General features: G+C 49.4%; 1 protein-coding gene. It reads right to left on the reverse strand.

Going from position 1 to position 24,217, the window contains the following annotated elements; genetic code table 11:
- Positions 1–89: 89 nt before the first annotated feature.
- Positions 90–23,942 carry an immunoglobulin-like domain-containing protein gene (locus tag ACMXYN_RS11965; RefSeq protein ID WP_415892023.1) on the reverse strand — a complete coding sequence of 7,951 codons (23,853 nt, stop codon included), beginning with the start codon at positions 23,940–23,942 and terminating at the stop codon, positions 90–92.
- Between the last annotated feature and the right edge of the window lie 275 nt (positions 23,943–24,217).

Genomic DNA, 24,217 nt, shown 5'->3' on the forward strand with positions numbered 1-24,217 from the left:
TTGAATATAGACAGGATTCCCACTTCCCCCAGAAAACAAAAAAGCACCCATAAAGGGTGCTTTTAACTAGTTGATAACTCTATCGATTATTAGTTGATACCATCATCGATGTTGTTGTTATCAAGAAGCTGCTGTAATTGAGTAGCTGCATCAGAGTCGTTAGACACCGCCACACTTTCAACATCTACAGTCTGAATCACATCAGATGAAGAGTCTGTTGTGATCTGTAGTTGCAGGTGACCGTCATGCTCTACAGCACCTAGGACATGGCTACCATCTTGCAGTACATCTGCAAGATTCAGTACATCACCTTCGGCTGTATTGAAGTCAACAACGGTATCCGCATCAGACGACAGAGTAGTACCCAAATCATCCTTAGTCCAGACGAACATGTCAGCGTCATCGCCACCCGTTAAGATGTCGTTACCGCCACCACCTTGCAGGGTATCAGCACCAGCTAGACCACTAATACTCTCATTAGCATCAGTACCAACGAGGCTGTTAGCAAAATCATCACCTTGAATCTGATTAAATTCAGGGCTGAAGTTGATATTAATATCGAGCAGCACAGTATCAAGTGTATCGCCATCATTATCAGCAATTGAAACATTAACTGTTTCAACAACGTCTACTCCACCGATAGTTTCTGATTGATAAGTATAAGCGCCTGTTAGGAAGTTCAGCGTAAACACACCGTGTTCTCCTTGAACATCCTGCACAGGACTAGAAGCATCGTAATTAACAGTTACAGCACCAATTGTAACAACATCAATTCGACCACCATCAGCTCCATATTCAATGATGGCATTACCTGAAACATCTTGAAGCAAGCTACCCTCAGTAAATACCCCTGCTGTTGCAGTAACTGCAGCATTAAGATCATTGATGTTGGCAATGTTCACTGCTGGTTGAGAAACAAGGTTTTCACCGTTATCTGCTAGATGCTCAATATCAGACAGAACAGATGATGTATTCACACTGTAGCTGAATAGTTTGTCGATCTGCCCACCCGTTACAAAGTCCTGCCAAGCATTATTAGCTGGATCAGTAATACCCGTATATGCATTGAAATCGGTTTCATAAGCATCGTATGTATTACCATCACCAAAGAAGTACATAATATCTTGGTCTGCAACTGGCTGGTTCCCACTGTAGGAATCCTCGACCATAGAGCGAAGACCTTGTTCAATATCTGTACCCGAAGTGCCAGTCTGGTATTGATAGTTATAAGAAGAATCTACCCAGCCTGTATTACTGTGGTTGTTCCCCCAGAACTCAACAATGTTCAGATTAACATTACCAATCGCTTCGTATTCAGCAACCAAAGCTTCAACAGCCTCTTTAGCCAACTGACGATCGCTTGAATCCATACTACCTGACATATCAATAATGAAAGACAAGTTAGTCGTAACAGGCTCAATCAAGAGATCTACACTCTGAGGTGACGCCTGTGGAGCATCGTCATGGATGGTAATATCCAAGTTAGCTGTAGACTCTGTGCCAAATTGATCAGACACGGTGTAAGTGAAGCTATCAACAACTGTATCAAGCTGATTACTGATAATCTCAGGCCCGGTAATAACAAGGTTATCAAACCGTACATCTTCATTATTTCGTGAACTACTATTTTCAAGCTCAATAACCGCTATACCGCTAGTAGTCAATGATACAGCTGTAGTAAAGGTCCCCGAAGCATCGTTATTAGAGATGGTCTGCGATGTGCCGTTAACAGTAATGACAAAGCTATCTTCACTTTCCCAGGTGCCTAAAGTTGTATAATCAAATGAAATTGTTACAACCTGATCTGCATAACCATCGCCAAAGTCGAAGGTCTTAGTGGCAACATCTCCACTACCATCAATTCTTAAACTACCGCTATCAAGTGAAACGTTAGTACCACTCCAGCCACTTTCATCAGAGTTAAAGTCATCGAATGCAAGAGTGATTGTTGAACCTGTATTGACGTATTCTTGATGTGTAACCGCGTTGATTAATGTGTACGTATAATCACCAGTAGCCTTATCAACAACTAGTGTATTCCCTTGAGCAGTGGTGACAGTGAATGTTGTGCCGTTATCGGTAGTATTGCCCCCAACAATAGACACCCCTGATAAACCAAAACCATCTGGAATCGTATCATCCGAAAGAATATTACCAGTAGCAATTTCATTATTACCCTGATCGTTTGTACCAGCAGGCATATCTGCTTCAAACACTTGATCAGTATCAGACACAAGGATTGCAACTGGCTCAACTTCGCGGCTAACGTTTAAGTTAACCGTTCCGTTACTTACATCTCCATCGCTATCTTCTAAAGAGAACGTAAAGGATTCTGTAATACTCTCAGTCAATGATGCTAGAGGCGTGTAACTGTAATCACCTGAAGACATATCCACTGTTAGAACGCCGGAATTAATAGTAGTGACAGTGAACACAGCTCCTGTGCCAACTACTGAACCACCAGAATTAGTGGTTTCGTTAGTTAGGCTATTGTATGAATATGTTTCTCCATCGATAACCATGGATTTAACATGACCATTACCATCAGCACCAAAGCCACCTGACGCAAGAGAGCCAAATAGGTTACCAACTGAAGGCTGAATAACCGTTTCTAGAAGAATATCAGTTAGGCTCGCCCCCTCTGCGGTTGCATCAATCGCATCTCGTTCTGAACCTGAACCCGTACCGTTGTATGCAACTGGCTCAAGATCAGATAAATCAGCGCCACCAAAGCCGATTGCATAAGAGTCAATATCATTAGCTGTAACAAACGCTTCCCAAGCGGCTTGTTCAGTATCATCAATACCTACGGTACCAGTGTTCTCTCCTAGATTATTTGGATCACCGATGGAACCATCGTCATTTATCCATGCAGTTGGTTCACCATCTGACAAGAAGTAAGAAACGTTAGTAGCGCCATCAATTTTACCTGTAGATTGAGCAAACGCTGTTTCTGCTTCTGCAAGTGCTGCATCGTAGTTTGTCCAACCACTCATATCGCTATTGCTGAGAGACTCAAGATAAGCAATTGCATCATCAGCGCTTACCCATCCATTATCACCCGTAATAACCTCTGGAATATCAGAATCAGTTGCAAAAGTAACAATTTGAACAGCTACATGCCCAATAGAGTCATAAGCTTCAAGCATACTCACTAATGCAGACTGCATCTCTTCGAAGTAAGTAGGAAGAGGGTTACCATCTCCATCAGTACGTGGATCATTCATACTGCCTGAGAAATCCATAACCAACATGACGTTAGTTAAAGTACGAGGAATTATAATTGAGTCAGAAATATCGCCGCTTACTGGAACATCATCTTCAACATTAACTACAAAATTAGTTTGAACTGTGTCTCTACCATCAGAAACATTTGCAACAAAATCAAGTTGTTCGAAGTTTTCGCCATTCCCATCTGGGTGAGTGATTGCGGAGATTAACTCAAACTCATAGTTAACTGTTTGTGTACCATTACCAGCATCAACTGGATCAGAAACCGTAACAGTCGCAACAATTTCACCAGTTACACTATTAGAACCAGTCAATACACCATGCGTGTCATTAGTATCATCAGTGTCTGCTACCCAATTCCAAACAACAGCATCCTGACCAGTACCTGCAGTTACGCCTACAGGTCCTTCTAGTGAGATGAAGAATTCAGAACTATCCACATCAGTAATTGTGATAGTGCCAGTACCAGTAGTTGTATCAGAATTATCTTCTGCACCTTCACGTAGACCTACAACAGGAATTGCTTCCTCGGATACTGAGATAGGACCATCAACAGATAGCTCTGGAAGATCATTAACGGCATTTACAGCTACTGTAACTGTTGCAACATTTGAAACGTTACCTGCCAAATCACGAATAGTGTAAGTAAAGGTATCGACTCCATAGAAGTCATCAGCTGGATCATAAGTAACTGTACCATCAGCATGAACTGTTACAGTACCGTTGGCTGGGCCTGTTTCGATCTGAATAGATGATGGATCTAAGTCACCATCAAGATCAGAGTCATTAGCAACTAGGTTGATATCAACTGCTGTATCTTCTTCGGTAACAATCGGTTCTGTAGTTGGGTAAGAAAGATTTTCTGCTACCCATACATTGTTGTCCGCACCATCAAGAAGCTGCAGATCAAAGACATAATTGCCACCCTGATCCCAGTAGAAAACTTCAACTGTATGCTTACCTCCAGTCAATTCAACAGTCTTAATCGATTCGGTTGGAGGTGTAATGTTGTCGTAGTTGAAGATATCCACGCCATCAACATAAATAACGAAACCATCATCATGTTGAACATCAAAAGTGTAAGTACCATCTGCAGGGATATCGATCATACCTGAGATATGCAAGACACCATCTGTAGCTTCAACAGTACTAGAGCCTTCGATTGAAGCAGCATCTTGTTTTAAGAACGCCTCAAGGTTGCTAGGAACACCGCCGCCTGCTGCAACATCATCTGCTAGATCGCCTGTACCTACAGACTCACCTGCATCATAGCGATCGTTACCATTAGCATCGTCATAACCGTAGTTAATCTGAGTCGAAGTAAAGGTTATTTCAGCATCATTGGCTTCTACATAGTCTTTAACCTGCTGAACGCTAGTCAGGTTATTGCCATCAATACCCTGTCTGTAGCCGTAGTACTCAGAAGCAAGACCGCCTGAAACGAAACCAGGATCATCTTGTGCGACTGGAGCATGGTCGTCATCGTCAATTAGTGTGGTAACACTGTTAGCAACACTATCTACAGCTACCGCTTCGAACTCAGCACCAGACGCATCTACAATCTCCGCGATAAAGTATTCATCACTCTCAACAACGCCGTCTTCATTGGTTGTAACTGTGAAGTCCGCTGAGGTTTCACCAGCAAGAATAGTTACTGCCGTAGTAACCGTAACATAATCAACCCCACCGGTAGCAGGATTAGATACTGGTTCACGTGTCCGTACGTTAACGATGATGTCTTCTGTAGATACCGTATCGGTAGTTACAGTAAACGTAGCGATATTGCCCTCTTCAACCTTAACATCACCAATGATGCTGACAGTCGCACCTGCATCTGGGCTATCTGGTGTACCTGGGATACCCGGTGGTGGTGTTGGATCAGAAGCATCTACGATTGTGGTTTCAACACTGTCGGCAGTTGCATCAACAGCGACCGCTTCGAACTCAGCGCCGGACGCATCTACGATCTCTGCAATGAACTTCTCACCGCTGTCTGCTAGCGCATCGTCATTGGTCTCTACGATAAAGTCCACAGACGGCTGGCCGGCTGGGATAGTCACCGCAGTCGTGACGGTTACGTAGTCAACGTCGCCTGTTGCAGGGTCGATCGCTGGTTCAACTGTACGTACGTTAACGATGATGTCTTCGTTAGAGATGGTATCCGTTGTCACGGTGAAGGTCGCTTGGTTACCTTCCCATACCGCTGTGTCACCGCTGATGCTAACTGTCGCACCTGCATCTGGGCTATCTGGTGTACCTGGGATACCCGGTGGTGGTGTTGGATCAGAAGCATCTACGATTGTGGTTTCAACACTGTCGGCAGTTGCATCAACAGCGACCGCTTCGAACTCAGCGCCGGACGCATCTACGATCTCTGCAATGAACTTCTCACCGCTGTCCGCTAGCGCATCGTCATTGGTCTCTACGATAAAGTCCACAGACGGCTGGCCAGCTGGGATCGTTACTGCTGTTGTTACCGTTACGTAGTCAACGTTGCCTGTTGCAGGATCAACCGCAGGTTCAACTGTACGTACGTTAACGATGATGTCTTCGTTAGAGATGGTATCCGTTGTCACGGTGAAGGTCGCTTGGTTACCTTCCCATACCGCTGTGTCACCGCTGATGCTAACTGTCGCACCTGCATCTGGGCTATCTGGTGTACCTGGGATAGCCGGTGGTGGTGTTGGATCAGAAGCATCTACGATTGTGGTTTCAACACTGTCGGCAGTTGCATCAACAGCGACCGCTTCGAACTCAGCGCCGGACGCATCTACGATCTCTGCAATGAACTTCTCACCGCTGTCTGCTAGCGCATCGTCATTGGTCTCTACGATAAAGTCCACAGACGGCTGGCCAGCTGGGATCGTTACTGCTGTTGTTACCGTTACGTAGTCAACGTCGCCTGTTGCAGGATCAACCGCAGGTTCAACTGTACGTACGTTAACGATGATGTCTTCGTTAGAGATGGTATCCGTTGTCACGGTGAAGGTCGCTTGGTTACCTTCCCATACCGCTGTGTCACCGCTGATGCTAACTGTCGCACCTGCATCTGGGCTATCTGGTGTACCTGGGATACCCGGTGGTGGTGTTGGATCAGAAGCATCTACGATTGTGGTTTCAACACTGTCGGCAGTTGCATCAACAGCGACCGCTTCGAACTCAGCGCCGGACGCATCTACGATCTCTGCAATGAACTTCTCACCGCTGTCTGCTAGCGCATCGTCATTGGTCTCTACGATAAAGTCCACAGACGGTTGGCCGGCTGGGATCGTTACTGCTGTTGTTACCGTTACGTAGTCAACGTCGCCTGTTGCAGGATCAACCGCAGGTTCAACTGTACGTACGTTAACGATGATGTCTTCGTTAGAGATGGTATCCGTTGTCACGGTGAAGGTCGCTTGGTTACCTTCCCATACCGCTGTATCACCGCTGATGCTAACTGTCGCACCTGCATCTGGGCTATCTGGTGTACCTGGGATACCCGGTGGTGGTGTTGGATCAGAAGCATCTACGATTGTGGTTTCAACACTGTCGGCAGTTGCATCAACAGCGACCGCTTCGAACTCAGCGCCGGACGCATCTACGATCTCTGCAATGAACTTCTCACCGCTGTCCGCTAGCGCATCGTCATTGGTCTCTACGATAAAGTCCACAGACGGTTGGCCTGCTGGGATCGTTACTGCTGTTGTTACCGTTACGTAGTCAACGTCGCCTGTTGCAGGATCAACCGCAGGTTCAACTGTACGTACGTTAACGATGATGTCTTCGTTAGAGATGGTATCCGTTGTCACGGTGAAGGTCGCTTGGTTACCTTCCCATACCGCTGTGTCACCGCTGATGCTAACTGTCGCACCTGCATCTGGGCTATCTGGTGTACCTGGGATACCCGGTGGTGGTGTTGGATCAGAAGCATCTACGATTGTAGTTTCAACACTGTCGGCAGTTGCATCAACAGCGACCGCTTCGAACTCAGCGCCGGACGCATCTACGATCTCTGCAATGAACTTCTCACCGCTGTCCGCTAGCGCATCGTCATTGGTCTCTACGATAAAGTCCACAGACGGTTGGCCTGCTGGGATCGTTACTGCTGTTGTTACCGTTACGTAGTCAACGTCGCCTGTTGCAGGATCAACCGCAGGTTCAACTGTACGTACGTTAACGATGATGTCTTCGTTAGAGATGGTATCCGTTGTCACGGTGAAGGTCGCTTGGTTACCTTCCCATACCGCTGTGTCACCGCTGATGCTAACTGTCGCACCTGCATCTGGGCTATCTGGTGTACCTGGGATACCCGGTGGTGGTGTTGGATCAGAAGCATCTACGATTGTGGTTTCAACACTGTCGGCAGTTGCATCAACAGCGACCGCTTCGAACTCAGCGCCGGACGCATCTACGATCTCTGCAATGAACTTCTCACCGCTGTCTGCTAGCGCATCGTCATTGGTCTCTACGATAAAGTCCACAGACGGTTGGCCTGCTGGGATCGTTACTGCTGTTGTTACCGTTACGTAGTCAACGTCGCCTGTTGCAGGATCAACCGCAGGTTCAACTGTACGTACGTTAACGATGATGTCTTCGTTAGAGATGGTATCCGTTGTCACGGTGAAGGTCGCTTGGTTACCTTCCCATACCGCTGTGTCACCGCTGATGCTAACTGTCGCACCTGCATCTGGGCTATCTGGTGTACCTGGGATACCCGGTGGTGGTGTTGGATCAGAAGCATCTACGATTGTGGTTTCAACACTGTCGGCAGTTGCATCAACAGCGACCGCTTCGAACTCAGCGCCGGACGCATCTACGATCTCTGCAATGAACTTCTCACCGCTGTCCGCTAGCGCATCGTCATTGGTCTCTACGATAAAGTCCACAGACGGCTGGCCAGCTGGGATCGTTACTGCTGTTGTTACCGTTACGTAGTCAACGTTGCCTGTTGCAGGATCAACCGCAGGTTCAACTGTACGTACGTTAACGATGATGTCTTCGTTAGAGATGGTATCCGTTGTCACGGTGAAGGTCGCTTGGTTACCTTCCCATACCGCTGTGTCACCGCTGATGCTAACTGTCGCACCTGCATCTGGGCTATCTGGTGTACCTGGGATACCCGGTGGTGGTGTTGGATCAGAAGCATCTACGATTGTGGTTTCAACACTGTCGGCAGTTGCATCAACAGCGACCGCTTCGAACTCAGCGCCGGACGCATCTACGATCTCTGCAATGAACTTCTCACCGCTGTCTGCTAGCGCATCGTCATTGGTCTCTACGATAAAGTCCACAGACGGCTGGCCGGCTGGGATAGTCACCGCAGTCGTGACGGTTACGTAGTCAACGTCGCCTGTTGCAGGGTCGATCGCTGGTTCAACTGTACGTACGTTAACGATGATGTCTTCGTTAGAGATGGTATCCGTTGTCACGGTGAAGGTCGCTTGGTTACCTTCCCATACCGCTGTGTCACCGCTGATGCTAACTGTAGCGCCTGCATCTGGGCTATCTGGTGTACCTGGGATACCCGGTGGTGGTGTTGGATCAGAAGCATCTACGATTGTGGTTTCAACACTGTCGGCAGTTGCATCAACAGCGACCGCTTCGAACTCAGCGCCGGACGCATCTACGATCTCTGCAATGAACTTCTCACCGCTGTCCGCTAGCGCATCGTCATTGGTCTCTACGATAAAGTCCACAGACGGTTGGCCTGCTGGGATCGTTACTACTGTTGTTACCGTTACGTAGTCAACGTCGCCTGTTGCAGGATCAACCGCAGGTTCAACTGTACGTACGTTAACGATGATGTCTTCGTTAGAGATGGTATCCGTTGTCACGGTGAAGGTCGCTTGGTTACCTTCCCATACCGCTGTGTCACCGCTGATGCTAACTGTCGCACCTGCATCTGGGCTATCTGGTGTACCTGGGATACCCGGTGGTGGTGTTGGATCAGAAGCATCTACGATTGTGGTTTCAACACTGTCGGCAGTTGCATCAACAGCGACCGCTTCGAACTCAGCGCCGGACGCATCTACGATCTCTGCAATGAACTTCTCACCGCTGTCTGCTAGCGCATCGTCATTGGTCTCTACGATAAAGTCCACAGACGGTTGGCCTGCTGGGATCGTTACTGCTGTTGTTACCGTTACGTAGTCAACGTCGCCTGTTGCAGGATCAACCGCAGGTTCAACTGTACGTACGTTAACGATGATGTCTTCGTTAGAGATGGTATCCGTTGTCACGGTGAAGGTCGCTTGGTTACCTTCCCATACCGCTGTGTCACCGCTGATGCTAACTGTCGCACCTGCATCTGGGCTATCTGGTGTACCTGGGATACCCGGTGGTGGTGTTGGATCAGAGGCATCTACGATTGTGGTTTCAACACTGTCGGCAGTTGCATCAACAGCGACCGCTTCGAACTCAGCGCCGGACGCATCTACGATCTCTGCAATGAACTTCTCACCGCTGTCCGCTAGCGCATCGTCATTGGTCTCTACGATAAAGTCCACAGACGGTTGGCCTGCTGGGATCGTTACTGCTGTTGTTACCGTTACGTAGTCAACGTCGCCTGTTGCAGGATCAACCGCAGGTTCAACTGTACGTACGTTAACGATGATGTCTTCGTTAGAGATGGTATCCGTTGTCACGGTGAAGGTCGCTTGGTTACCTTCCCATACCGCTGTGTCACCGCTGATGCTAACTGTCGCACCTGCATCTGGGCTATCTGGTGTACCTGGGATACCCGGTGGTGGTGTTGGATCAGAAGCATCTACGATTGTGGTTTCAACACTGTCGGCAGTTGCATCAACAGCGACCGCTTCGAACTCAGCGCCGGACGCATCTACGATCTCTGCAATGAACTTCTCACCGCTGTCTGCTAGCGCATCGTCATTGGTCTCTACGATAAAGTCCACAGACGGCTGGCCAGCTGGGATCGTTACTGCTGTTGTTACCGTTACGTAGTCAACGTTGCCTGTTGCAGGATCAACCGCAGGTTCAACTGTACGTACGTTAACGATGATGTCTTCGTTAGAGATGGTATCCGTTGTCACGGTGAAGGTCGCTTGGTTACCTTCCCATACCGCTGTGTCACCGCTGATGCTAACTGTCGCACCTGCATCTGGGCTATCTGGTGTACCTGGGATACCCGGTGGTGGTGTTGGATCAGAAGCATCTACGATTGTGGTTTCAACACTGTCGGCAGTTGCATCAACAGCGACCGCTTCGAACTCAGCGCCGGACGCATCTACGATCTCTGCAATGAACTTCTCACCGCTGTCCGCTAGCGCATCGTCATTGGTCTCTACGATAAAGTCCACAGACGGCTGGCCAGCTGGGATCGTTACTGCTGTTGTTACCGTTACGTAGTCAACGTTGCCTGTTGCAGGATCAACCGCAGGTTCAACTGTACGTACGTTAACGATGATGTCTTCGTTAGAGATGGTATCCGTTGTCACGGTGAAGGTCGCTTGGTTACCTTCCCATACCGCTGTGTCACCGCTGATGCTAACTGTCGCACCTGCATCTGGGCTATCTGGTGTACCTGGGATACCCGGTGGTGGTGTTGGATCAGAAGCATCTACGATTGTGGTTTCAACACTGTCGGCAGTTGCATCAACAGCGACCGCTTCGAACTCAGCGCCGGACGCATCTACGATCTCTGCAATGAACTTCTCACCGCTGTCTGCTAGCGCATCGTCATTGGTCTCTACGATAAAGTCCACAGACGGCTGGCCAGCTGGGATCGTTACTGCTGTTGTTACCGTTACGTAGTCAACGTCGCCTGTTGCAGGATCAACCGCAGGTTCAACTGTACGTACGTTAACGATGATGTCTTCGTTAGAGATGGTATCCGTTGTCACGGTGAAGGTCGCTTGGTTACCTTCCCATACCGCTGTATCACCGCTGATGCTAACTGTAGCGCCAACATCCCGTTCATTTGGCTGATCTGGGTCAGTAGGCTCGTACGGATCGGTTTCATCAAGGATCGTACCTGTTGCGTCAACTCCGCCAACATTAATTGTGTAGAACTCACCACTATCAGCTAACGTATCATCAGTGACGGTTGTCGTAATAGTAAAGGTCGTTACACCCGCAGGTACTGTAATTAGGCCAGTACTTGCATTGTACGTTACGCTATTGCTGAATACTGGCGCACCATGGTCAACAGTTTGTGTAGTGGTATCCGTGAGACTGAAGCTATAAGTCTCATCATTTACAGATGCGCCACTCATAACAACTGTATGTACAAGATCGTTGTTAAGTGTGCCTTCTGTTTGTGTATCAGAAGTTACCGATTGAACGCTAACGCTATCATCATCGTTAATCGTTGTTTTAACTTCGGTCTGACCCAGTGTAACAGCCTCATAACCGCCGTTACTGTTGTCAGTAATACTCACAACATAGTCTTCAGGGTTTTCTGCAATTAGATCGTTCAGGTTATCAACTGTGAACTTAACCTCTGTTCCGCCCTGAGGGATCGTAACTGTAATAACTTCCGGTGTGATATCAGTATTTTGAGTGCCATCTACTGGTGCATGGGCGATGGTTATTTCCACCGTCATTTCTTCTAGCGTAGGCTCAGTCAAAGATACAGTGTACTCAACACCATTGCCTTCAAGCGTAGATGTCGCACCTGAGATACTCAGTTCTGTACCTGCATCTGGGCTATCTGGTGTACCTGGGATACCCGATGGTGGTGTTGGATCAGAAGCATCTACGATTGTGGTTTCAACACTGTCGGCAGTTGCATCAACAGCGACCGCTTCGAACTCAGCGCCGGACGCATCTACGATCTCTGCAATGAACTTCTCACCGCTGTCCGCTAGCGCATCGTCATTGGTCTCTACGATAAAGTCCACAGACGGCTGGCCAGCTGGGATCGTTACTGCTGTTGTTACCGTTACGTAGTCAACGTTGCCTGTTGCAGGATCAACCGCAGGTTCAACTGTACGTACGTTAACGATGATGTCTTCGTTAGAGATGGTATCCGTTGTCACGGTGAAGGTCGCTTGGTTACCTTCCCATACCGCTGTGTCACCGCTGATGCTAACTGTCGCACCTGCATCTGGGCTATCTGGTGTACCTGGGATACCCGGTGGTGGTGTTGGATCAGAAGCATCTACGATTGTGGTTTCAACACTGTCGGCAGTTGCATCAACAGCGACCGCTTCGAACTCAGCGCCGGACGCATCTACGATCTCTGCAATGAACTTCTCACCGCTGTCTGCTAGCGCATCGTCATTGGTCTCTACGATAAAGTCCACAGACGGTTGGCCGGCTGGGATCGTTACTGCTGTTGTTACCGTTACGTAGTCAACGTTGCCTGTTGCAGGATCAACCGCAGGTTCAACTGTACGTACGTTAACGATGATGTCTTCGTTAGAGATGGTATCCGTTGTCACGGTGAAGGTCGCTTGGTTACCTTCCCATACCGCTGTATCACCGCTGATGCTAACTGTCGCACCTGCATCTGGGCTATCTGGTGTACCTGGGATACCCGGTGGTGGTGTTGGATCAGAAGCATCTACGATTGTGGTTTCAACACTGTCGGCAGTTGCATCAACAGCGACCGCTTCGAACTCAGCGCCGGACGCATCTACGATCTCTACAATGAACTTCTCACCGCTGTCCGCTAGCGCATCGTCATTGGTCTCTACGATAAAGTCCATAGACGGTTGGCCTGCTGGGATCGTTACTGCTGTTGTTACCGTTACGTAGTCAACGTCGCCTGTTGCAGGATCAACCGCAGGTTCAACTGTACGTACGTTAACGATGATGTCTTCGTTAGAGATGGTATCCGTTGTCACGGTGAAGGTCGCTTGGTTACCTTCCCATACCGCTGTGTCACCGCTGATGCTAACTGTCGCACCTGCATCTGGGCTATCTGGTGTACCTGGGATACCCGGTGGTGGTGTTGGATCAGAAGCATCTACGATTGTAGTTTCAACACTGTCGGCAGTTGCATCAACAGCGACCGCTTCGAACTCAGCGCCGGACGCATCTACGATCTCTGCAATGAACTTCTCACCGCTGTCTGCTAGCGCATCGTCATTGGTCTCTACGATAAAGTCCACAGACGGTTGGCCGGCTGGGATAGTCACCGCAGTCGTGACGGTTACGTAGTCAACGTCGCCTGTTGCAGGGTCGATCGCTGGTTCAACCGTACGTACGTTAACGATGATGTCTTCGTTAGAGATGGTATCCGTTGTCACGGTGAAGGTCGCTTGGTTACCTTCCCATACCGCTGTGTCACCGCTGATGCTAACTGTCGCACCTGCATCTGGGCTATCTGGTGTACCTGGGATACCCGGTGGTGGTGTTGGATCAGAAGCATCTACGATTGTGGTTTCAACACTGTCGGCAGTTGCATCAACAGCGACCGCTTCGAACTCAACGCCGGACGCATCTACGATCTCTGCAATGAACTTCTCACCGCTGTCTGCTAGCGCATCGTCATTGGTCTCTACGATAAAGTCCACAGACGGCTGGCCAGCTGGGATCGTTACTGCTGTTGTTACCGTTACGTAGTCAACGTCGCCTGTTGCAGGATCAACCGCAGGTTCAACTGTACGTACGTTAACGATGATGTCTTCGTTAGAGATGGTATCCGTTGTCACGGTGAAGGTCGCTTGGTTACCTTCCCATACCGCTGTGTCACCGCTGATGCTAACTGTCGCACCTGCATCTGGGCTATCTGGTGTACCTGGGATACCCGGTGGTGGTGTTGGATCAGAAGCATCTACGATTGTAGTTTCAACACTGTCGGCAGTTGCATCAACAGCGACCGCTTCGAACTCAGCGCCGGACGCATCTACGATCTCTGCAATGAACTTCTCACCGCTGTCTGCTAGCGCATCGTCATTGGTCTCTACGATAAAGTCCACAGACGGTTGGCCAGCTGGGATCGTTACTGCTGTTGTTACCGTTACGTAGTCAACGTTGCCTGTTGCAGGATCAACCGCAGGTTCAACTGTACGTACGTTAACGATGATGTCTTCGTTAGAGATGGTATCCGTTGTCACGGTGAAGGTCGCTTGGTTACCTTCCCATACCGCTGTATCACCGCTGATGCTAACTGTAGCGCCAACATCCCGTTCATTTGGCTGATCTGGGTCAGTAGGCTCGTACGGATCGGTTTCATCAAGGATCGTACCTGTTGCGTCAACTCCGCCAACATTAATTGTGTAGAACTCACCACTATCAGCTAACGCATCATCAGTGACGGTTGTCGTAATAGTAAAGGTCGTTACACCCGCAGGTACTGTAATTAGGCCAGTACTTGCATTGTACGTTACGCTATTGCTGAATACTGGCGCACCATGGTCAACAGTTTGTGTAGTGGTATCCGTGAGACTGAAGCTATAAGTCTCATCATTTACAGATGCGCCACTCATAACAACTGTATGTACAAGATCGTTGTTAAGTGTGCCTTCTGTTTGTGTATCAGAAGTTACCGATTGAACGCTAACGCTATCATCATCGTTAATCGTTGTTTTAACTTCGGTCTGACCCAGTGTAACAGCCTCATAACCGCCGTTACTGTTGTCAGTAATACTCACAACATAGTCTTCAGGGTTTTCTGCAATTAGATCGTTCAGGTTATCAACTGTGAACTTAACCTCTGTTCCGCCCTGAGGGATCGTAACTGTAATAACTTCCGGTGTGATATCAGTATTTTGAGTGCCATCTACTGGTGCATGGGCGATGGTTATTTCCACCGTCATTTCTTCTAGCGTAGGCTCAGTCAAAGATACAGTGTACTCAACACCATTGCCTTCAAGCGTAGATGTCGCACCTGAGATACTCAGTTCTGTACCTGCATCTGGGCTATCTGGTGTACCTGGGATACCCGATGGTGGTGTTGGATCAGAAGCATCTACGATTGTGGTTTCAACACTGTCGGCAGTTGCATCAACAGCGACCGCTTCGAACTCAGCGCCGGACGCATCTACGATCTCTGCAATGAACTTCTCACCGCTGTCTGCTAGCGCATCGTCATTGGTCTCTACGATAAAGTCCACAGACGGCTGGCCAGCTGGGATCGTTACTGCTGTTGTTACCGTTACGTAGTCAACGTTGCCTGTTGCAGGATCAACCGCAGGTTCAACTGTACGTACGTTAACGATGATGTCTTCGTTAGAGATGGTATCCGTTGTCACGGTGAAGGTCGCTTGGTTACCTTCCCATACCGCTGTATCACCGCTGATGCTAACTGTCGCACCTGCATCTGGGCTATCTGGTGTACCTGGGATACCCGGTGGTGGTGTTGGATCAGAAGCATCTACGATTGTAGTTTCAACACTGTCGGCAGTTGCATCAACAGCGACCGCTTCGAACTCAGCGCCGGACGCATCTACGATCTCTGCAATGAACTTCTCACCGCTGTCCGCTAGCGCATCGTCATTGGTCTCTACGATAAAGTCCACAGACGGCTGGCCAGCTGGGATCGTTACTGCTGTTGTTACCGTTACGTAGTCAACGTTGCCTGTTGCAGGATCAACCGCAGGTTCAACTGTACGTACGTTAACGATGATGTCTTCGTTAGAGATGGTATCCGTTGTCACGGTGAAGGTCGCTTGGTTACCTTCCCATACCGCTGTGTCACCGCTGATGCTAACTGTCGCACCTGCATCTGGGCTATCTGGTGTACCTGGGATACCCGGTGGTGGTGTTGGATCAGAAGCATCTACGATTGTGGTTTCAACGCTGTCGGCAGTTGCATCAACAGCGACCGCTTCGAACTCAGCGCCGGACGCATCTACGATCTCTGCAATGAACTTCTCACCGCTGTCTGCTAGCGCATCGTCATTGGTCTCTACGATAAAGTCCACAGACGGTTGGCCGGCTGGGATCGTTACTGCTGTTGTTACCGTTACGTAGTCAACGTTGCCTGTTGCAGGATCAACCGCAGGTTCAACTGTACGTACGTTAACGATGATGTCTTCGTTAGAGATGGTATCCGTTGTCACGGTGAAGGTCGCTTGGTTACCTTCCCATACCGCTGTATCACCGCTGATGCTAACTGTCGCACCTGCATCTGGGCTATCTGGTGTACCTGGGATACCCGGTGGTGGTGTTGGATCAGAAGCATCTACGATTGTGGTTTCAACACTGTCGGCAGTTGCATCAACAGCGACCGCTTCGAACTCAGCGCCGGACGCATCTACGATCTCTACAATGAACTTCTCACCGCTGTCCGCTAGCGCATCGTCATTGGTCTCTACGATAAAGTCCACAGACGGTTGGCCTGCTGGGATCGTTACTGCTGTTGTTACCGTTACGTAGTCAACGTCGCCTGTTGCAGGATCAACCGCAGGTTCAACTGTACGTACGTTAACGATGATGTCTTCGTTAGAGATGGTATCCGTTGTCACGGTGAAGGTCGCTTGGTTACCTTCCCATACCGCTGTGTCACCGCTGATGCTAACTGTCGCACCTGCATCTGGGCTATCTGGTGTACCTGGGATACCCGGTGGTGGTGTTGGATCAGAAGCATCTACGATTGTAGTTTCAACACTGTCGGCAGTTGCATCAACAGCGACCGCTTCGAACTCAGCGCCGGACGCATCTACGATCTCTGCAATGAACTTCTCACCGCTGTCTGCTAGCGCATCGTCATTGGTCTCTACGATAAAGTCCACAGACGGTTGGCCGGCTGGGATAGTCACCGCAGTCGTGACGGTTACGTAGTCAACGTCGCCTGTTGCAGGGTCGATCGCTGGTTCAACCGTACGTACGTTAACGATGATGTCTTCGTTAGAGATGGTATCCGTTGTCACGGTGAAGGTCGCTTGGTTACCTTCCCATACCGCTGTGTCACCGCTGATGCTAACTGTCGCACCTGCATCTGGGCTATCTGGTGTACCTGGGATACCCGGTGGTGGTGTTGGATCAGAAGCATCTACGATTGTGGTTTCAACACTGTCGGCAGTTGCATCAACAGCGACCGCTTCGAACTCAGCGCCGGACGCATCTACGATCTCTGCAATGAACTTCTCACCGCTGTCTGCTAGCGCATCGTCATTGGTCTCTACGATAAAGTCCACAGACGGTTGGCCGGCTGGGATCGTTACTGCTGTTGTTACCGTTACGTAGTCAACGTCGCCTGTTGCAGGATCAACCGCAGGTTCAACTGTACGTACGTTAACGATGATGTCTTCGTTAGAGATGGTATCCGTTGTCACGGTGAAGGTCGCTTGGTTACCTTCCCATACCGCTGTATCACCGCTGATGCTAACTGTAGCGCCAACATCCCGTTCATTTGGCTGATCTGGGTCAGTAGGCTCGTACGGATCGGTTTCATCAAGGATCGTACCTGTTGCGTCAACTCCGCCAACATTAATTGTGTAGAACTCACCACTATCAGCTAACGCATCATCAGTGACGGTTGTCGTAATAGTAAAGGTCGTTACACCCGCAGGTACTGTAATTAGGCCAGTACTTGCATTGTACGTTACGCTATTGCTGAATACTGGCGCACCATGGTCAACAGTTTGTGTAGTGGTATCCGTGAGACTGAAGCTATAAGTCTCATCATTTACAGATGCGCCACTCATAACAACTGTATGTACAAGATCGTTGTTAAGTGTGCCTTCTGTTTGTGTATCAGAAGTTACCGATTGAACGCTAACGCTATCATCATCGTTAATCGTTGTTTTAACTTCGGTCTGACCCAGTGTAACAGCCTCATAACCGCCGTTACTGTTGTCAGTAATACTCACAACATAGTCTTCAGGGTTTTCTGCAATTAGATCGTTCAGGTTATCAACTGTGAACTTAACCTCTGTTCCGCCCTGAGGGATCGTAACTGTAATAACTTCCGGTGTGATATCAGTATTTTGAGTGCCATCTACTGGTGCATGGGCGATGGTTATTTCCACCGTCATTTCTTCTAGCGTAGGCTCAGTCAAAGATACAGTGTACTCAACACCATTGCCTTCAAGCGTAGATGTCGCACCTGAGATACTCAGTTCTGTACCTGCATCTGGGCTATCTGGTGTACCTGGGATACCCGGTGGTGGTGTTGGATCAGAAGCATCTACGATTGTGGTTTCAACACTGTCGGCAGTTGCATCAACAGCGACCGCTTCGAACTCAGCGCCGGACGCATCTACGATCTCTGCAATGAACTTCTCACCGCTGTCTGCTAGCGCATCGTCATTGGTCTCTACGATAAAGTCCACAGACGGCTGGCCGGCTGGGATAGTCACCGCAGTCGTGACGGTTACGTAGTCAACGTCGCCTGTTGCAGGGTCGATCGCTGGTTCAACTGTACGTACGTTAACGATGATGTCTTCGTTAGAGATGGTATCCGTTGTCACGGTGAAGGTCGCTTGGTTACCTTCCCATACCGCTGTGTCACCGCTGATGCTAACTGTCGCACCTGCATCTGGGCTATCTGGTGTACCTGGGATACCCGGTGGTGGTGTTGGATCAGAAGCATCTACGATTGTAGTTTCAACACTGTCGGCAGTTGCATCAACAGCGACCGCTTCGAACTCAGCGCCGGACGCATCTACGATCTCTGCAATGAACTTCTCACCGCTGTCTGCTAGCGCATCGTCATTGGTCTCTACGATAAAGTCCACAGACGGTTGGCCAGCTGGGATCGTTACTGCTGTTGTTACCGTTACGTAGTCAACGTTGCCTGTTGCAGGATCAACCGCAGGTTCAACTGTACGTACGTTAACGATGATGTCTTCGTTAGAGATGGTATCCGTTGTCACGGTGAAGGTCGCTTGGTTACCTTCCCATACCGCTGTATCACCGCTGATGCTAACTGTCGCACCTGCATCTGGGCTATCTGGTGTACCTGGGATACCCGGTGGTGGTGTTGGATCAGAAGCATCTACGATTGTAGTTTCAACACTGTCGGCAGTTGCATCAACAGCGACCGCTTCGAACTCAGCGCCGGACGCATCTACGATCTCTGCAATGAACTTCTCACCGCTGTCTGCTAGCGCATCGTCATTGGTCTCTACGATAAAGTCCACAGACGGCTGGCCAGCTGGGATCGTTACTGCTGTTGTTACCGTTACGTAGTCAACGTTGCCTGTTGCAGGATCAACCGCAGGTTCAACTGTACGTACGTTAACGATGATGTCTTCGTTAGAGATGGTATCCGTTGTCACGGTGAAGGTCGCTTGGTTACCTTCCCATACCGCTGTGTCACCGCTGATGCTAACTGTCGCACCTGCATCTGGGCTATCTGGTGTACCTGGGATACCCGGTGGTGGTGTTGGATCAGAAGCATCTACGATTGTGGTTTCAACACTGTCGGCAGTTGCATCAACAGCGACCGCTTCGAACTCAGCGCCGGACGCATCTACGATCTCTGCAATGAACTTCTCACCGCTGTCCGCTAGCGCATCGTCATTGGTCTCTACGATAAAGTCCACAGACGGCTGGCCAGCTGGGATCGTTACTGCTGTTGTTACCGTTACGTAGTCAACGTTGCCTGTTGCAGGATCAACCGCAGGTTCAACTGTACGTACGTTAACGATGATGTCTTCGTTAGAGATGGTATCCGTTGTCACGGTGAAGGTCGCTTGGTTACCTTCCCATACCGCTGTGTCACCGCTGATGCTAACTGTCGCACCTGCATCTGGGCTATCTGGTGTACCTGGGATACCCGGTGGTGGTGTTGGATCAGAAGCATCTACGATTGTGGTTTCAACACTGTCGGCAGTTGCATCAACAGCGACCGCTTCGAACTCAGCGCCGGACGCATCTACGATCTCTGCAATGAACTTCTCACCGCTGTCTGCTAGCGCATCGTCATTGGTCTCTACGATAAAGTCCACAGACGGCTGGCCAGCTGGGATCGTTACTGCTGTTGTTACCGTTACGTAGTCAACGTCGCCTGTTGCAGGATCAACCGCAGGTTCAACTGTACGTACGTTAACGATGATGTCTTCGTTAGAGATGGTATCCGTTGTCACGGTGAAGGTCGCTTGGTTACCTTCCCATACCGCTGTGTCACCGCTGATGCTAACTGTCGCACCTGCATCTGGGCTATCTGGTGTACCTGGGATACCCGGTGGTGGTGTTGGATCAGAAGCATCTACGATTGTGGTTTCAACACTGTCGGCAGTTGCATCAACAGCGACCGCTTCGAACTCAGCGCCGGACGCATCTACGATCTCTGCAATGAACTTCTCACCGCTGTCTGCTAGCGCATCGTCATTGGTCTCTACGATAAAGTCCACAGACGGTTGGCCGGCTGGGATCGTTACTGCTGTTGTTACCGTTACGTAGTCAACGTCGCCTGTTGCAGGATCAACCGCAGGTTCAACTGTACGTACGTTAACGATGATGTCTTCGTTAGAGATGGTATCCGTTGTCACGGTGAAGGTCGCTTGGTTACCTTCCCATACCGCTGTATCACCGCTGATGCTAACTGTCGCACCTGCATCTGGGCTATCTGGTGTACCTGGGATACCCGGTGGTGGTGTTGGATCAGAAGCATCTACGATTGTGGTTTCAACACTGTCGGCAGTTGCATCAACAGCGACCGCTTCGAACTCAGCGCCGGACGCATCTACGATCTCTGCAATGAACTTCTCACCGCTGTCCGCTAGCGCATCGTCATTGGTCTCTACGATAAAGTCCACAGACGGTTGGCCTGCTGGGATCGTTACTGCTGTTGTTACCGTTACGTAGTCAACGTCGCCTGTTGCAGGATCAACCGCAGGTTCAACTGTACGTACGTTAACGATGATGTCTTCGTTAGAGATGGTATCCGTTGTCACGGTGAAGGTCGCTTGGTTACCTTCCCATACCGCTGTGTCACCGCTGATGCTAACTGTCGCACCTGCATCTGGGCTATCTGGTGTACCTGGGATACCCGGTGGTGGTGTTGGATCAGAAGCATCTACGATTGTGGTTTCAACACTGTCGGCAGTTGCATCAACAGCGACCGCTTCGAACTCAGCGCCGGACGCATCTACGATCTCTGCAATGAACTTCTCACCGCTGTCCGCTAGCGCATCGTCATTGGTCTCTACGATAAAGTCCACAGACGGTTGGCCTGCTGGGATCGTTACTGCTGTTGTTACCGTTACGTAGTCAACGTCGCCTGTTGCAGGATCAACCGCAGGTTCAACTGTACGTACGTTAACGATGATGTCTTCGTTAGAGATGGTATCCGTTGTCACGGTGAAGGTCGCTTGGTTACCTTCCCATACCGCTGTGTCACCGCTGATGCTAACTGTCGCACCTGCATCTGGGCTATCTGGTGTACCTGGGATACCCGGTGGTGGTGTTGGATCAGAAGCATCTACGATTGTGGTTTCAACACTGTCGGCAGTTGCATCAACAGCGACCGCTTCGAACTCAGCGCCGGACGCATCTACGATCTCTGCAATGAACTTCTCACCGCTGTCTGCTAGCGCATCGTCATTGGTCTCTACGATAAAGTCCACAGACGGTTGGCCTGCTGGGATCGTTACTGCTGTTGTTACCGTTACGTAGTCAACGTCGCCTGTTGCAGGATCAACCGCAGGTTCAACTGTACGTACGTTAACGATGATGTCTTCGTTAGAGATGGTATCCGTTGTCACGGTGAAGGTCGCTTGGTTACCTTCCCATACCGCTGTGTCACCGCTGATGCTAACTGTCGCACCTGCATCTGGGCTATCTGGTGTACCTGGGATACCCGGTGGTGGTGTTGGATCAGAAGCATCTACGATTGTGGTTTCAACACTGTCGGCAGTTGCATCAACAGCGACCGCTTCGAACTCAGCGCCGGACGCATCTACGATCTCTGCAATGAACTTCTCACCGCTGTCCGCTAGCGCATCGTCATTGGTCTCTACGATAAAGTCCACAGACGGTTGGCCTGCTGGGATCGTTACTACTGTTGTTACCGTTACGTAGTCAACGTCGCCTGTTGCAGGATCAACCGCAGGTTCAACTGTACGTACGTTAACGATGATGTCTTCGTTAGAGATGGTATCCGTTGTCACGGTGAAGGTCGCTTGGTTACCTTCCCATACCGCTGTGTCACCGCTGATGCTAACTGTCGCACCTGCATCTGGGCTATCTGGTGTACCTGGGATACCCGGTGGTGGTGTTGGATCAGAAGCATCTACGATTGTGGTTTCAACACTGTCGGCAGTTGCATCAACAGCGACCGCTTCGAACTCAGCGCCGGACGCATCTACGATCTCTGCAATGAACTTCTCACCGCTGTCTGCTAGCGCATCGTCATTGGTCTCTACGATAAAGTCCACAGACGGCTGGCCAGCTGGGATCGTTACTGCTGTTGTTACCGTTACGTAGTCAACGTCGCCTGTTGCAGGATCAACCGCAGGTTCAACTGTACGTACGTTAACGATGATGTCTTCGTTAGAGATGGTATCCGTTGTCACGGTGAAGGTCGCTTGGTTACCTTCCCATACCGCTGTATCACCGCTGATGCTAACTGTCGCACCTGCATCTGGGCTATCTGGTGTACCTGGGATACCCGGTGGTGTTGGATCAGAAGCATCTACGATTGTGGTTTCAACACTGTCGGCAGTTGCATCAACAGCGACCGCTTCGAACTCAGCGCCGGACGCATCTACGATCTCTGCAATGAACTTCTCACCGCTGTCTGCTAGCGCATCGTCATTGGTCTCTACGATAAAGTCCACAGACGGCTGGCCGGCTGGGATAGTCACCGCAGTCGTGACGGTTACGTAGTCAACGTCGCCTGTTGCAGGGTCGATCGCTGGTTCAACCGTACGTACGTTAACGATGATGTCTTCGTTAGAGATAGTATCCGTTGTCACGGTGAAGGTCGCTTGGTTACCTTCCCATACCGCTGTGTCACCGCTGATGCTAACTGTCGCGCCAATATCTTCAGGCCCAGGAATATCATCGGAGCCAGTCTGATCTAAAATAGTAGTAACAACAGAGTCGCTAACTACGTCAACAGCGTTGAATCCACCACCAGACAATGAAGTGATATTAACTGAATAGCGTTCACCACTATCTGCGTATGCATCATCAATTGTCTCAACATCAAAATTCACAGATGTTTGACCTGCAGGAATAACCACATCCAGTACCACAGGTACCAAATCACCATCATCTGTTGTGATATGACCAGTTGTTACACTGATAGTCATATCTGTTGTTGGTGCGCGGCTAATAGTAATCGTGTAGGTAGCGTTTTCACCCTCAACCACTGTTGCAGGACCAGCAAGATTGATTTCTACTGTTTCAGGGGCAATCTGTTCATTATTTTCAGGATTAATTTGCTCGTTATTAGTACCAACAAAAACTTCACGCGTATCATCACCCCGCGCAAAACCGATAGTTTCATAACCAGCTGTTGGATCGACTTCTTCAGCTGTACGTTCGATATTTACTGTACTAGAACCTTCGTTACCTTGACCACCTGCAGCCGGAGCATTTCCACCAGCAGCAGTTTCTTCGGCAACATCCGTAGGGTCGGCACCCGCTAAGATCGCAGCCTGGATAGACTCTACATCTGCCGTTGCCTCTGTCAGGTCGAAGTTATCTGCTTCTATATATGTCTCGCTACTAGCCAACCAGTTCTGACCGCCTTCTAATCGAACAGGGTCGCCGCCTTCCATTGCAATTTCGATAGATGCATCTGGCGCAACGCGAACCATCTCGTCTGCGTATATCTCATCGCCTAATGCTAATAGTCTTTCTGTACCGTCTGCTTTAATAGCTACTGCACGACCAATCAGATGCGAAACTGTACCAATAACGTTCATACTTACTAATCCTTAGAAAACAGATCTTTGGGTGATTACACCCTTTATAGATGCACAAAACATTAAAAACTATTGTACCGAGGTACAGGTACCTATTTTTTTCTAGTTTTTAATAAGTTAGATCAAATTATTCGAAATCAAAAAACCACCTTACGCAGGCCACATTTATCTGATCTGAATAAAATTTGAACTAATCTCAGCTAAAATTGTTTACGCTATAATCAACCCTAAAAATCATTGAATTTTTTATAAAAAACCCCTTGACGCCCCACCCC

It is taken from the genome of Neptuniibacter sp. PT8_73, from assembly GCF_047778045.1.
In the GTDB taxonomy this organism is placed as follows: Bacteria; Pseudomonadota; Gammaproteobacteria; order Pseudomonadales; family Balneatricaceae; genus Neptuniibacter.